The 12668-nt window shown below is 71.8% G+C and carries 11 protein-coding genes and 1 riboswitch; of the genes, 6 read left to right on the top strand and 5 right to left on the bottom strand.

Features of this window, described 5'->3' with window-relative positions; translation table 11 throughout:
• Window positions 1-174: 174 nt before the first annotated feature.
• Complete coding sequence (locus AB0D53_RS06490) at window positions 175-1698, top strand: M23 family metallopeptidase (RefSeq protein WP_362440897.1); 1524 nt, start codon at window positions 175-177, stop codon at window positions 1696-1698.
• Window positions 1699-1737: 39 nt separating this feature from the next.
• Here the strand turns inward: AB0D53_RS06490 and pcrA are convergent, their stop codons facing one another.
• On the bottom strand, window positions 1738-4200 hold the full coding sequence (gene pcrA, locus AB0D53_RS06485; protein WP_362440894.1) for a DNA helicase PcrA: 2463 nt from the start codon (window positions 4198-4200) through the stop codon (window positions 1738-1740).
• Window positions 4201-4447: 247 nt separating this feature from the next.
• Window positions 4448-4612, top strand: a riboswitch (cyclic di-AMP (ydaO/yuaA leader).
• Here pcrA and AB0D53_RS06480 point away from each other — a divergent pair.
• Window positions 4611-5756, top strand: coding sequence for an NlpC/P60 family protein (locus tag AB0D53_RS06480; RefSeq protein ID WP_362440890.1), 1146 nt, complete (start codon window positions 4611-4613; stop codon window positions 5754-5756). It overlaps the preceding riboswitch by 2 nt.
• Before the next feature lie 55 nt (window positions 5757-5811).
• Here the strand turns inward: AB0D53_RS06480 and AB0D53_RS06475 are convergent, their stop codons facing one another.
• The gene (locus AB0D53_RS06475) at window positions 5812-6165 is read right to left on the bottom strand and encodes a hypothetical protein (RefSeq protein ID WP_362440887.1); all 354 of its coding nucleotides are present in this window, start codon (window positions 6163-6165) and stop codon (window positions 5812-5814) included.
• A gap of 314 nt (window positions 6166-6479) precedes the next feature.
• Between AB0D53_RS06475 and AB0D53_RS06470 the strand changes: the two genes are divergently transcribed.
• On the top strand, window positions 6480-7541 hold the full coding sequence (locus tag AB0D53_RS06470; protein ID WP_362440884.1) for a C40 family peptidase: 1062 nt from the start codon (window positions 6480-6482) through the stop codon (window positions 7539-7541).
• Window positions 7542-7616: 75 nt separating this feature from the next.
• Entirely contained in the window at window positions 7617-8378 is a 762-nt protein-coding gene (locus AB0D53_RS06465) for a GNAT family N-acetyltransferase (protein WP_362440881.1), read from the top strand.
• 62 nt (window positions 8379-8440) lie between these two features.
• On the opposite strand, the gene AB0D53_RS06460 is transcribed toward AB0D53_RS06465, so the two are convergent.
• Both AB0D53_RS06460 and AB0D53_RS06455 read right to left on the bottom strand, forming a co-directional pair.
• Window positions 8441-9136 (bottom strand): response regulator transcription factor, encoded by a 696-nt coding sequence (locus AB0D53_RS06460; protein WP_362440878.1) that lies wholly within the window; start codon window positions 9134-9136, stop codon window positions 8441-8443.
• The gene (locus AB0D53_RS06455; RefSeq protein WP_362440875.1) at window positions 9120-10418 is read right to left on the bottom strand and encodes a PspC domain-containing protein; all 1299 of its coding nucleotides are present in this window, start codon (window positions 10416-10418) and stop codon (window positions 9120-9122) included. The genes AB0D53_RS06460 and AB0D53_RS06455 overlap by 17 nt, the downstream gene beginning before the upstream one ends.
• Before the next feature lie 192 nt (window positions 10419-10610).
• Here AB0D53_RS06455 and AB0D53_RS06450 point away from each other — a divergent pair, with 192 nt between their 5' ends.
• Together AB0D53_RS06450 and AB0D53_RS06445 are read left to right on the top strand one after the other, a co-directional pair.
• Window positions 10611-11945, top strand: coding sequence for a PspC domain-containing protein (locus tag AB0D53_RS06450; protein ID WP_362440872.1), 1335 nt, complete (start codon window positions 10611-10613; stop codon window positions 11943-11945).
• The gene (locus tag AB0D53_RS06445) at window positions 11932-12195 is read left to right on the top strand and encodes a hypothetical protein (protein WP_362440869.1); all 264 of its coding nucleotides are present in this window, start codon (window positions 11932-11934) and stop codon (window positions 12193-12195) included. Before AB0D53_RS06450 ends, AB0D53_RS06445 begins: the two co-directional genes overlap by 14 nt.
• Here the strand turns inward: AB0D53_RS06445 and AB0D53_RS06440 are convergent.
• Window positions 12102-12611 (bottom strand): DoxX family protein, encoded by a 510-nt coding sequence (locus tag AB0D53_RS06440; RefSeq protein ID WP_362440866.1) that lies wholly within the window; start codon window positions 12609-12611, stop codon window positions 12102-12104. The genes AB0D53_RS06445 and AB0D53_RS06440 overlap by 94 nt on opposite strands.
• Window positions 12612-12668 lie beyond the last annotated feature (57 nt).

The raw sequence follows: 12668 nt of genomic DNA, 5'->3' as shown, positions 1-12668 counted from the left end.
TCTGTGCGCAGTCCGTCGAAAGACGGCCGATTGCCCGTTTCCTGAGCCGCCCGTGCCCGCCGAAGATTGTCGGCGTCACGTACCGCCGGGTACAGTCGCGGCCACTGCTCCCCCTGGGATTCCCCCGCCGGAACCCAGAGCACAGGTCCTGCTGCCGAGGCGAGAGAGAAGTTGGTGAACGACCAGCACCCCCACGCCGGGTACGCCGGATACGACAGCGAGGCGACCGGCGGCTTCGACAGCGATCCCCTCTTCGGCTCGCTCCCCGGCGGTCACGACGGCGCCTACGGCAGCGGCTACGGAGCCGGGCAGTCCGGCTACGGCGGCGCGTACGACTCCACCCGGTGGGACACGGGTGCACACCCGACCACCTCGTACGACGCCTACGCCCCGTACGCCGCGCAGCCCCAGCAGTACGAGGCGGGGCCGACGTACGAGACGACGGCCGTCTGGACGCCCGCGGCCGACTACGGCACGGAAGCGAACACGGCCACCGCCACGTTCACCGGCATCCCGGCACAGGGCGGCGCCCCGGACGCCACGGGCCAGTGGGACACCAGCGGCTGGCACACGAACGACCCGTGGGCCACGGGTGGAACGGCCGCGTACGACACCGGCGCGTACGACGCCACCGCCTGGAACACCGGCGCCACGCCCGAGCACGAACAGCACCTCGCGCACACCACGGAAACCGCACAGGTGTCCTACGAGGCGCCGTCGGCACACGACGCGCCCGGAACACACGAGACCTACACCGACCCGGGCTCCTACGACCCGTACGCGCCCTACGTCGCCGATGCCGCAGACGGCGCCGACGCCCCGGACACCGCGGCGGACGTCGTGGATGTACATGACGCGGCCACCATCAGCGTCGCGGCCATCGCGGACGCCGCAGAGGCCGCGCCCGGCCCGCACCGCCCCCTCGGCCGCTCCGCCACCCGCAGCGGCGGCGCCGGCCGCAGCCGTCGGCGTTCCCCCGCGAAGCGTTCCGCGCTCCTCACCGTCGCCATCCCCTCCGCCTGCGTGATGAGCGTGGCCGGAATCGCCGCTGCCTCCGTCGGCGGGCTCGGCGGCGAGGACAAGAAGGACGACAGCACCACGATGGCGGCGGCCGACCCCGGCTCCGTCAAGGCGGGTGCGGCCAACAACAAGCTGGACACCCAGCTCGCCAACCTCAGCGCCGACGCGGAGAACTTCGCCGACCGCGCGAGCCGCACCCAGGAACGCATCGACCTGCGGGAGCGGCAGGCCGCGGAGAAGAAGAAGCGCGAGGAGGAGGCCGCCCGCAAGGAGGCCCTGCGCCCGAAGTTCGTCCTGCCGGTCAAGCAGCACGGCCTCAGCGCGTACTTCGGCCAGGCGGGCGTCAACTGGATGTCCGTGCACACGGGCATCGACTTCCCCGTGCTGGAGGGCACGCCCGTGATGGCCGCGACCGACGGCACCGTGCGCACCCAGCTGAACAGCGCCTACGGGAACATGGCCATCGTCACCATGGCCGACGGGACCGAGACCTGGTACTGCCACCTGAGCAGCACCAAGATCCGCTCGGGCCCGGTCAAGGCCGGTGATGTCATCGCGTACTCGGGCGACACCGGGAACTCGACCGGCCCGCACCTGCACTTCGAGGTGCGGCCCGGTGGCGGAGCGGCAGTGAACCCGCTGCCGTGGCTGCGCAGCCACGGCCTCAACCCGACCTGATCCCCGCGGGGCGGGGGCCACGGCCCCCGCCCGCTCCGGCTACAGCTTCTCGACCGGCGCGTACCGCAGCAGCAGCTTCTTCGGGCGCTCGTCGCCGAAGTCGACCGTGGCCTTCGCCTGGTCGCCGAGGCCCTCGACCGCCGTGACCGTGCCGAGCCCGAACTGGTCGTGCGTGACCCGGTCCCCGACGGCCAGCGTGATCGTCGGCTTGTCCGAGGTCCGCCGGGTCGCGAAACCCGAGGGTCCGGAGCGCGAACGCGACGAGGACAGCGAGGACGTGATCCCCGAGGTCGGTCCGGCCGGGGCCGCCATCGGCCCGGTCCGCTTCCACTCCAGGTGCTGGTCCGGGATCTCGTCCAGGAACCGCGACGGCGGGTTGTACGAGGGCTGGCCCCACGCGCTGCGCATCGCGGCCCGGGTCAGATAGAGGCGCTCGCGGGCCCGGGTGATGCCGACGTAGGCGAGCCGCCGCTCCTCCTCCAGCTCCTTCACCTGTCCCAGCGCCCGCATGTGCGGGAAGACGCCGTCCTCCATGCCGGTCAGGAAGACGACCGGGAATTCGAGGCCCTTCGCGGTGTGCAGCGTCATCAGCGTGATGACACCGGAGCCGTCCTCGTCCTCGTCGGGGATCTGGTCGGAGTCGGCGACGAGCGCGACCTTCTCCAGGAACTCGGCGAGCGTGCCGGTGCCCGCGGCCGTGCCGGTGCCCTCCTCCTCGGCCGCTCCGCGCTCCTGCTCGAATTCGAGGGCCACGGCGGCCAGTTCCTGAAGGTTCTCGATCCGGGTCTCGTCCTGCGGGTCGGTGGACGCCTGGAGCTCGGCGAGGTAGCCGGTGCGCTCCAGGACGGCCTCCAGGACCACCGCGGGACCCACGCCCGACTCGACGACGGTGCGCAGCTCCTCCATCAGCGTGTTGAACCGCTTGACGGCGTTGGCCGACCGGGCCGCCATGCCGTACGCCTCGTCGACCCGGCGCAGCGCCTGCGGGAAGGTGATCTTCTCGCGCAGGGACAGCGCGTCGATCATCGCCTCGGCGCGCTCGCCGATGCCGCGCTTGGGCACGTTGAGGATGCGGCGCAGCGGGACGGTGTCCTCCGGATTGGCGAGGACGCGCAGGTAGGCCAGGATGTCCCGGACCTCCTTGCGCTCGTAGAAGCGCACGCCGCCGACGACCTTGTAGGGCAGGCCGACACGGATGAAGATCTCTTCGAAGACACGGGACTGCGCGTTCGTACGGTAGAAGATCGCGACGTCGCCGGCCTTGGCGTCGCCCGCGTCGGTCAGCCGGTCGATCTCGTCGGCGACGAACTGCGCCTCGTCGTGCTCGGTGTCGGCGACGTAGCCGGTGATCCGGGCGCCCGTGCCGGCGTTCGTCCAGAGGTTCTTGGGGCGGCGGCTCTCGTTGCGCTCGATGACCGCGTTGGCGGCGGAGAGGATCGTCTGCGTGGAGCGGTAGTTCTGCTCCAGGAGGATCGTCGTCGCGTTCGGGTAGTCCTCCTCGAACTGGAGGATGTTGCGGATGGTCGCGCCGCGGAAGGCGTAGATCGACTGGTCCGCGTCACCCACGACGCACAGCTCCGCCGGGGCGTCGCCCTCGCCCGCCGGGCCGACCAGCTCGCGCACCAGGGTGTACTGGGCGTGGTTGGTGTCCTGGTACTCGTCGACCAGGACGTGGCGGAAGCGGCGGCGGTAGTGCTCGGCGACGTCCGGGAACGCCTGGAGCAGGTGGACCGTCGTCATGATGATGTCGTCGAAGTCCAGCGCGTTGGCCTCGCGCAGCCGGGACTGGTACATCGCGTAGGCCTGGGCGAGGGTCTTCTCGAAGCCGTCCGCGGCCTGGCCGGCGAAGGTCTCCTCGTCGATCAGTTCGTTCTTCAGGTTGGAGACCTTGGCCGTGAACGACTTCGGCGGGAAGCGCTTCGGGTCGAGGTCGAGATCGCGGCAGACCAGGGCCATCAGCCGCTTGGAGTCGGCGGCGTCGTAGATCGAGAACGACGAGGTGAAACCGAGCCGCTTCGACTCGCGGCGCAGGATGCGTACGCACGCGCTGTGGAAGGTCATGACCCACATCGCGTTGGCGCGCGGTCCGACGAGCTGCTCGACGCGCTCCTTCATCTCGCCCGCGGCCTTGTTGGTGAAGGTGATCGCCAGGATCTGGCCGGGGTGCACCCCGCGCTCCGCGAGGAGGTGGGCGATCCGGTGGGTCAGCACCCGGGTCTTGCCCGAGCCGGCCCCGGCGACGATGAGCAGCGGGGAGCCCGCGTGGACCACGGCGGCGCGCTGCTCCGTGTTCAGCCCGTCGAGGAGCGCCGCGGCGTCGATGACGGGGCGGTGCGCGCCGTCGCGGTAGTAGGCGTCCCTGGGCGGCGGGGGCCCGTCGAACACGCCCGCGAAGAGGTCCTCCGGCACCGCTTCGGGTGCGGAGTCCTCGGGGGGCGGCGGGGGCTCTTCCTCCGAGTGCTGGAGGCCGGCCAGGAAGCTGTCGTCAAAGAGGCTGCTCATCGCTAGTCGAGTCTAGGCCGCCCCACCGACACCCGGAGGCCGCATGGCGAACCGCGCACCGCGACGGACACCCAGCGGAGGGGCGCACCCACAGCCCGTGAGGAATTCCGGGCCTCCACCGCCCCATTCCGGCAAGGTCACGAAAATGTATCGGGCATATCGAACATCAACCTTCACAGCAGCACCATGGGTTGGCTAGCGTGCTCGACCGGGCGGCCCGTACCCCCTTGAGGCGAACCACGCCGAGCGGGCGCCTCCGCCGAATCCGGCCGCCCTCAGGGGAGTTCGGAACCGGGGACCCATGAGCAGTACCGGGGTGAATCGGTCCTTATCCCCCACTCGGACCGTAGGGCAGCCTTCCGTTCCGCCCGAACCCGACAGCTAACCCGGTAGGCGGTCCACGGAAGGAGATGCCGGCCTTGGCATCCCATCGCAAGCCGCGCACCCGGGTGCGCACCACCGCACCGGCCGTCGGTCTCACCACCGCGGCGCTGGCGTCCGTGACCCTGCTCTCCACGCAGAGCGCCATGGCCGCACCCGATCCGAAGCCCGGCGTCGAGGACGTACAGAAGAAGGTCGACGACCTCTACCGGCAGGCGGGGACCGCGACCCAGCAGTACAACCAGGCGAAGGAAGCCTCCGCCGCCCAGCGCGCCAAGGTCGACGCCCTGCTGGACGACGTCGCCGAGCGCGCCGACAAGCTCAACGAGGCGCGCAGGACGCTCGGCGCCTACGCGGCCGCGCAGTACCGCAGCGGTTCCATCACACCGAGCGCCACGTTCTTCCTGGCCGACGACCCGCAGTCGTACTTCGACCAGAGCCAGCTGATGGACCGGATGACCAGCCGGCAGCAGCAGGCGATCACGGACTTCCGTACGCAGCAGGCCAAGGCGTCGAAGAAGCGCGCCGAAGCGGTGCGGAGCCTGGAGACGCTGACGACGACGCAGAGCACGCTGCGCACCAGCAAGCAGGACGTGCAGACGAAGCTGGGCGAGGCGCGCACGCTGCTGTCGAAGCTGACCGCCGAGGAGAAGGCGCGGCTCGCGGCGATCGAGCGGAAGAAGGAGGCCGAGGCCAGGCGCAAGGCGCAGGAGCTGGCGAAGCAGCAGGCCGCCGCGAAGGCCGAGGCCGACCGCAAGGCCGACGAGGCCGCGAAGGAGTCGGGCGGCGGTACGGGGACGGGCACCGGCTCGGACAGCGGCGCCACGACCAAGGCGGAGAAGGTGCTCGCCTTCGCCAGGGCCCAGATCGGCAAGCCGTACGTCTGGGGCGCGACGGGCCCGGCGTCGTACGACTGCTCCGGCCTCACCCGGGCCGCGTGGAAGGCGGCGGGGGTCGACATCCCGCGCACCACGTGGGACCAGGTCAAGATCGGCACCCGGGTCGCCACCGCGGACCTGCGGCCGGGGGATCTGGTGTTCTTCTACGACGACATCAGCCACGTCGGCATCTACAAGGGCGACGGGATGATGATCCACGCACCGAAGCCCGGGGCGAACGTGCGCGAGGAGTCGATCTACTACATGCCGATCTACGGCAGCGTGCGGCCCGCGTAGCGGGCCTCCACGCGCCGTACCGCCCCGGTGCCGGGGCGGTGCGGCGCGGGCGGGATCAGGTCCAGAGCGTGGCGATGAAGATGTTGAGCATCGTCAGTCCGCCCACCGCCGCGAAGGCGCCCTTGTCGACCGTCTCCTCGTCCCGCTTGATGTAGACGAGCGCGAGGACGACGACCAGGACCAGCAGCTTGACGCCGATCTTGATGTTGTTCACGTGGTTGCCGTCGGCCTCGTTCAGCCCGACCAGTGCGACGCCGGTGACCAGCATGGTCAGCGCGCCGTGCAGCATCGCCGGGACGAACCGGGCCGTGCCCGCGCCCATCGCCTTCATCTGGGTCAGGAAACCGCCCAGCAGGGAGGCGATGCCGATGATGTGCAGGGCGACGAAGACATGAATGAGTACGTCCATGAGGCCGCAGCCTAGCTCCGGCCATATCACCACTCGGCAGGCAGGTATACCTTCCTGACCACTTCACTCGCGTCTGTACCAATTGCCTTACTCTGGTGCAATTTTTCCGATCACTCGACGACATTGCCACGCCAAATCAAGACAATAAGCGTCATTACGACTCCTGCCCGTGCCCCGGGTTTAGCGTCGCTGAGCAGGTGGCCGGCTCCACCGCCGCTCCGTACGCGGACAGTGCACCGGTCGCCCCGCCGAGAGTTGTGGCGGGCCCGTCGGCATCCCCCGGCGGGCAGTCGTCAGGAAGGACGCACGCCCTCGTGGCAGCGCATCGAAAACCCAAGCAGCGCCCGTACACCGGCCCTGCTGCCCGCACCGCGGCGACCCTGGCCTTCGCCGGGGCCGCCACCGCCGCCGTGATGCCCGGCCCGGCGCACGCCGACCCGCAGCGCACCCCCGTCCAGGTCAAGACCGAGGTGGACCGGCTGTACCACGACGCGGAGGTCGCCACCGAGCAGTACAACGGCGCGAAGGAGAAGGCGTCCGCCGCCGAGAACGCCCTCGACGAGCTGCGCGACGAGGCCGCCCGCAGGACCGAGCGCCTCAACGCCTCGCGCGACGAACTGGGTTCGTTCGCCGCCGCGCAGTACCGCACCGGCGGCCTCGACACGTCCGTGCAACTGGCGCTCTCCTCCGACCCGGACCAGTACCTGGAGCGGGCCTCGTACGTGGACCGGATCGGCGACCGCCAGGCCGCCGCGCTCAACAAGGTCCGGCGGCAGGTCGCCCAGATCGCCACGCTGCGCGCCCAGGCCGAGGGAGAGCTGGCCGCGCTGGCCGCCCGCCGGGCCGAGCTGAAGAAGCACAAGGCGACGATCACGACCAAGCTCGCCGAGGCGCAGCGGCTCCTCGACCGGCTGAGCCCGCCCGAGCGCACCGCCTACGAGAACTCCGACCACGGATCGGCCGACGGCGCGCGCTCCGCCGGCCGCGCCGACCGCTCCACCGCACGCGGCCCCGTCCGGGCGCCGAACGCCCGCGCCGCCGAAGCCGTCGCGTTCGCGTACGGGGCGCTCGGCAAGCCGTACGTCTGGGGCGCCACCGGCCCCTCCTCGTTCGACTGCTCCGGGCTCACCCAGGCCGCCTGGCGCTCCGCCGGGGTCTCGCTCCCCCGGACCACGTACACCCAGATCAACGCCGGCCGGCACATCCCGCGTTCCGAACTCGCCCCGGGCGACCTGGTGTTCTTCTACTCCGGCATCAGCCATGTCGGGCTCTACATCGGCAACGGCCAGATGATCCACGCCCCGCGCCCCGGAGCGCCGGTCCGGGTCGCGCCGATCGACCAGATGCCCTTCGCCGGAGCCACCCGGGTGGCATAGGCTCCCGACTCCGATCCGGGTCGGCCCGCCATCGGGTCGGCCCGCCGTCGACCAACCGGCCGGAGGACGACCCACATGCCCATGGACGCCGATGTCCAGACCCATGCCCGTACGCTCGCCCAGCGCTCCCCGGACCACCTCCGGGTCGGGCCCTTCACGGTGCGGTACAACCCCGGCTGGTCGCTCAAGTACGCCAACTACGCCATACCCGACCAGGGGGCCGAGCCGACCGCCGACGATCTCGACGCGCTGATCGCGGCGTTCCGGGAGCACGACCGGCTGCCCCGGCTGGAGTTCCTGCCCGGATCGGCGCCCGCGGTCGAACCCGCGCTGCTCGCCGCCGGGTTCACCGTGGAGAACCGGGCCCCGGTCATGGCCTGCGCACCGGGCGAGCTGCTGACGCCGAAGCCGGTGGCGGACCTCACGATCGGCGAACCGGCCACCGACGCGGAGTTCGCCGCCGCCGCGCTCGTCCAGCACCACGGATACGGCGGGACCGGCGAGCCCGAGGACGGCGTGGCGCAGTGGCTGCGCACCGCGGCCCGGGACGGCGGGGTCGCGGCCCTGGCCACGGTCGACGGCGTGCCGGCCGGCGCGGGCGGCTGCTCCGTCCCGGTCGACGGCCTCACCGAACTGGCCGGTCTCGCCGTCGCCGACGCCTACCGCCGCCGCGGCATCGGCGCCGCGCTCTCCGCCCACCTGACCGCGACCGCCTTCGGGCGCGGCTGCCGGGTGGTGTGGCTGGAGCCGGGCGACGCCGATGTGGAGCGGATCTACGCGGGCATCGGCTTCCGCAGGATCGGCGAGAAGCTGAACATCTCGCTCGAACCGGCCTGACGGGGCCGCCGCCCGCCGACGGGATCAGCCCGTCGGCGGGCCCGGACCGTCGTCCGCCCGGCTCAGACCAGCCGTCGCGCCGTCGCCCAGCGGGTCAGCTCGTGCCGGTTGGACAGCTGGAGTTTACGCAGCACCGCCGAGACATGGGACTCGACGGTCTTCACCGAGATGAACAGCTGCTTGGCGATCTCCTTGTACGCGTAGCCGCGCGCGATCAGCCGCAGCACCTCGCGCTCGCGCTGGGTGAGGCGGTCCAGGTCCTCGTCGACCGGCGGCGCGTCCGTGGAGGCGAAGGCGTCGAGGACGAAGCCGGCCAGCCGGGGCGAGAACACCGCGTCGCCGTCCTGGACCCGGAAGACCGAGTCGACCAGGTCGGTGCCGGTGATGGTCTTGGTGACATAGCCGCGGGCACCGCCGCGGATGACGCCGATGACGTCCTCGGCGGCGTCCGAGACGGACAGCGCCAGGAACCGCACCGGGTTCTCCACGGCCCCCATCATCGGGGCGCAGCGGCGCAGCACCTCGACGCCGCCGCCGCCGGGCAGATGCACGTCGAGGAGGACGACCTCCGGCCGGGTCGCCGTGATCACGGTGACCGCCTGGTCGACGTCGGCGGCCTCGCCGACCACCTCGACACCGGTCTCCTCGGTGCGGCCGATCTCGGCCTGGACGCCGGTGCGGAACATCCGGTGGTCGTCGACGAGCACGACCCGTACCCGGCGCTCCGGGCCCCCGGCCGGCTCAGTGGTCTCCGTCATCGCTCGCCCTCTCCATCTCCAGCTCGACTTCCGTGCCCCCGCCGGGCACCGAACGCAGTCGCGCCGTACCGCCGTTGCGCTGCATCCGGCCGATGATTGATTCTCGTACGCCCATTCTGTCCCCCGGTACGGAGTCCAGGTCGAATCCCGGGCCCCGGTCGCGCACCGAGACGAAGACCGTACGGCCCTCTACCTCCGCGTAGACCTGCACGGCACCGCCCTCGCCACCGTACTTGGCGGCGTTGACCATGGCTTCGCGCGCGGCCTGCATCTGGGCGGTCAGCTTCTCGTCCAGCGGGCAGTCGCCGACCACGACGACCTCCAGCGGGACGCCGTGCTTGTCCTCGACCTCGGCGGCGGCGCGCTTGACCGCCTCGGCGAGGGTCCCGGGCTCGTCGTCCTCGTCCTTGCCGGTGCCCTCGGGGTTGTACAGCCAGTTGCGCAGTTCCCGTTCCTGGGCGCGGGCGAGCCTGCGGACCTCACCCACGTCGTCCGCGTTGCGCTGGATCAGGGTGAGGGTGTGCAGCACCGAGTCATGGACATGGGCGGCCACCTCGGCCCGTTCCTGGGCCCGGATGCGCATCAGGCGTTCCTCGGAGAGGTCCTGGGTCATGCGGACGAGGTAGGGGCCGGCCAGCAGCGCGATGCCGGTGAGGACGGCGATGGCCGCGGTCATGACGTTGCCGAGCTGGGCCGCGGAGCCGCGTACCACCATGAAGACGGCCAGGCCCAGGCCGACCAGGGCGACCCCGGCGAGCCCCCGGGCCAGATGCAGGACCCGGCGCCGGCTGCCGACCTCCATCCAGCGGGCGCGCCGGGCGTTGTCCGCCTGCCGCCACACCAGTACGGAACCGGCGCCGATCAGCAGCGTGGGCCAGATGTAGCGGTTGGCCCCGCTGCCCATGTCGACGTTGCCGACGAAGATCATGGCGCCGAAGACCAGCGCGATCAGGGCGAAGACCTGGCCCCTGTCGGGCTTGCGGAGCCGGCGGCTGCCGTCCGGGGCGGTCACGAAGACCGAGCTCGGTGTCTCGACGCCTCCGACGCCGAGCGGGACGACGATCCAGAACACGGCGTAGAGCAGCGCGCCGAGGCCGTCCGCGAAGAACAGGCCGAGGAAGACGAACCGCACCCAGACGACGGGCAGCCCGAGGTGCCCGGCGAGACCGCGCGCGACGCCGCCCAGCAGCCGTCCGTCGGCGCTGCGGTACAGCTTGCGCAGCGGGGGCTCCTCCGGGTCCGTGGTGCGGGAGCTGGCGGCTCGGGTCGTGGCGGCTGGCATGACCCGATCGTCACATGTCCGGGCGGGTGGCGGCATCAGGGTCGGCCCCCTAGACGACCCTGAGTGCCCCGCGGGCCGTCGGCCCCCGGGGCCCGGCACCGGGGAACCCTCAGGGCCCGGCCGGCCAATATCAGGGATCGGCCAGGGTCGGCGCGGGTCCCGGACGGGCTCCGGGCCAGTCACCATGGAGCCATGACCGTTCCCCAGGACGCCTCCCCCGGTGTCGCTCCGCCCCCCGGTCCGGCACCTCTGCTGCGGCGCAGTCCGCAGCACAAGGTGGTGGCCGGGGTGTGCGGCGGTCTCGGCCGGTACTGCGACGTCGACCCGGTGATCTTCCGGATCGTGCTCGGTGTGCTGTCCGTGACCGGCGGCATCGGGCTGATCTTCTACGGCTTCGCCTGGCTGCTGGTCCCGGTGGACGGCGAGGAGGAGAACGAGGCGCGCAGGCTGCTGTCCGGCCGGGTGGAGGGGGCCTCGCTGATCGCGGTGCTGATCGCGCTGATCGGCTGCGGTCTCTTCCTGTCCATGCTGGGCAACGGCGGCACGCTGGCGTTCTCCGCGATGCTGTCGCTGGCGGTCGTCGGTTTCGCCGTGTGGACGCAGCACCGCAGGACCGCGGCGCCCGAGGACCCGCTGCATCCGGCGACCGCGCAGGCGGTGGCTGACGCGCCCCCCGAGGTGAAGGCGCCGCCGTCGCCGGGCAGCCCGTCGTGGTGGCGGGACCCGATCGTCAAGGACGGGACGACGGGGCCGGTGGGCGCGGGCTATCTGTGGGGTCCGGCCGACGCGGCGCTCCCGCCCCGTGCTCCGAGCCCCGCGGGTGCCGCCCCGAAGGACCCGTTCCGCGCGCCCCGGCGGGAGGCGGGCACCAGGGGCCCGACCTCGATCGGCGGGCTGGTGTTCCTGTTCGCGCTGATCGCGGGCGGTCTGGGCACGGGGCTGAGCTGGCAGTCCCAGCCGCTCGGTACGAGTCTGCAGTTCGGCCTGGCCGGTGCGCTCGCGGTGTTCGGGCTCGGGATGCTGGTCAGCTCGTTCCTGGGCCGGACGGGATTCGGCACGGTCATGCTGGCGATGATCACGGCGGCCCTGCTGGCGGGCGCGTCCGCGCTGCCCAAGGACATCACCACCCAATGGGTGCGCGAGGGGTGGCGGCCGGCCTCGGTGGCCGCGGTCCAGCCGCACTACCGGCTGGGCTCGGGAGTGGCCCGGCTGGACCTGACCGGGATCGCGGTCCCCCGGGGCGACACCGTCACGACGGGGGTGAAGGTCAGGGTCGGCCGCGCGGTCGTCGTCGTACCGGAGGACGTGACGGTGAAGGTGGACGCGCGGGCGGGCATCGGCGACATCACGCTGCCGGTCAGCGGATCGGGCGCGGCCCCGGTGGGGCCGCGCGAGGTGGACGTCGACGCCGAGCGGCGGGAGCACCGCACGCTTCCGCCGTCGCCGGGCAGCAGACCGGCGGGCACCGTGGAACTCACGCTCGAAGTCGGCATCGGACAGGTGGAGGTCACCCGTGCTGCGTCATGAGATCCGTCCCGGCCGGGCGGTGGCGGGCGTGGTCATGCTCGCCCTGGCCGCGGGATACGCGGCGGACGCCACGGGGGCCTGGGACGCCCCGTGGGTCTTCTTCTTCCCGCTGTTCTTCGGCGGCCTCCTGCTGGCCGCCACCACGACCTGGGTGAACTACCTGATCCGCCGCCGCCGTGTCGCGCGAAGGGCGTCCAGGGAGAACGCCGCAGCCCCGCCGAGCACCAGCGGCAACCAGGCCATGAGATAGACCAGGTCGTTGCCAAAGTAGTACGGCGAGACCTGCCAGCTCACGGTCAGCCACAGGCTCAGCGAGATCAGCGCCCCGCCGAGCGCGGCGAGCCGTGCCCAGAGCCCGAAGAAGGTGGCGAGGCCGACGACGAGTTCACCGATCGCGATGGCGTACCCGAAGGCGCCGGGGCTCTTCAGCGCGAGGTCGACGAGGGCCGGGATCGCGGACGAGTCGCGTACCGCGTGCATGGTCTCGCCGATGGAGCCGGGGCCGCTCGCGCGGAAGAAGGAACTGTCCGTCAGCTTGTCGAGCCCGGCGTAGACGAAGGTGACGCCCAGGAAGATCCGCAGCGGCAGCAGGGCGTGTTCCCGCGCCAGGTCCTTGAGCCCTCTCGACTCGCCCAGACCCCGTACGTTCGTGCCGTATCCCTGCATGTGGCCGCACCGCCTTCCGTAGACCCGTCACCAGACCTTACGTACGCGGCGGACGCG

The sequence above is a fragment of the Streptomyces sp. NPDC048295 genome (assembly GCF_040652135.1).
GTDB lineage: Bacteria > Actinomycetota > Actinomycetes > Streptomycetales > Streptomycetaceae > Streptomyces.
This window is presented reverse-complemented; position numbering and strand designations above follow the sequence as displayed.

Bases quoted from the DNA above. Each gene is read 5' to 3' on its own strand.
- AB0D53_RS06450 (WP_362440872.1), top strand. From the start codon at position 10,611: ATGACCGTTCCCCAGGACGCCTCCCCCGGTGTCGCTCCGCCCCCCGGT.
- AB0D53_RS06460 (WP_362440878.1), bottom strand. From the start codon at position 9,136: ATGACGGAGACCACTGAGCCGGCCGGGGGCCCGGAGCGCCGGGTACGG.
- pcrA (WP_362440894.1), bottom strand. From the start codon at position 4,200: ATGAGCAGCCTCTTTGACGACAGCTTCCTGGCCGGCCTCCAGCACTCG.
- AB0D53_RS06465 (WP_362440881.1), top strand. From the start codon at position 7,617: ATGCCCATGGACGCCGATGTCCAGACCCATGCCCGTACGCTCGCCCAG.
- AB0D53_RS06440 (WP_362440866.1), bottom strand. From the start codon at position 12,611: ATGCAGGGATACGGCACGAACGTACGGGGTCTGGGCGAGTCGAGAGGG.
- AB0D53_RS06475 (WP_362440887.1), bottom strand. From the start codon at position 6,165: ATGGACGTACTCATTCATGTCTTCGTCGCCCTGCACATCATCGGCATC.
- AB0D53_RS06480 (WP_362440890.1), top strand. From the start codon at position 4,611: ATGCCGGCCTTGGCATCCCATCGCAAGCCGCGCACCCGGGTGCGCACC.
- AB0D53_RS06455 (WP_362440875.1), bottom strand. From the start codon at position 10,418: ATGCCAGCCGCCACGACCCGAGCCGCCAGCTCCCGCACCACGGACCCG.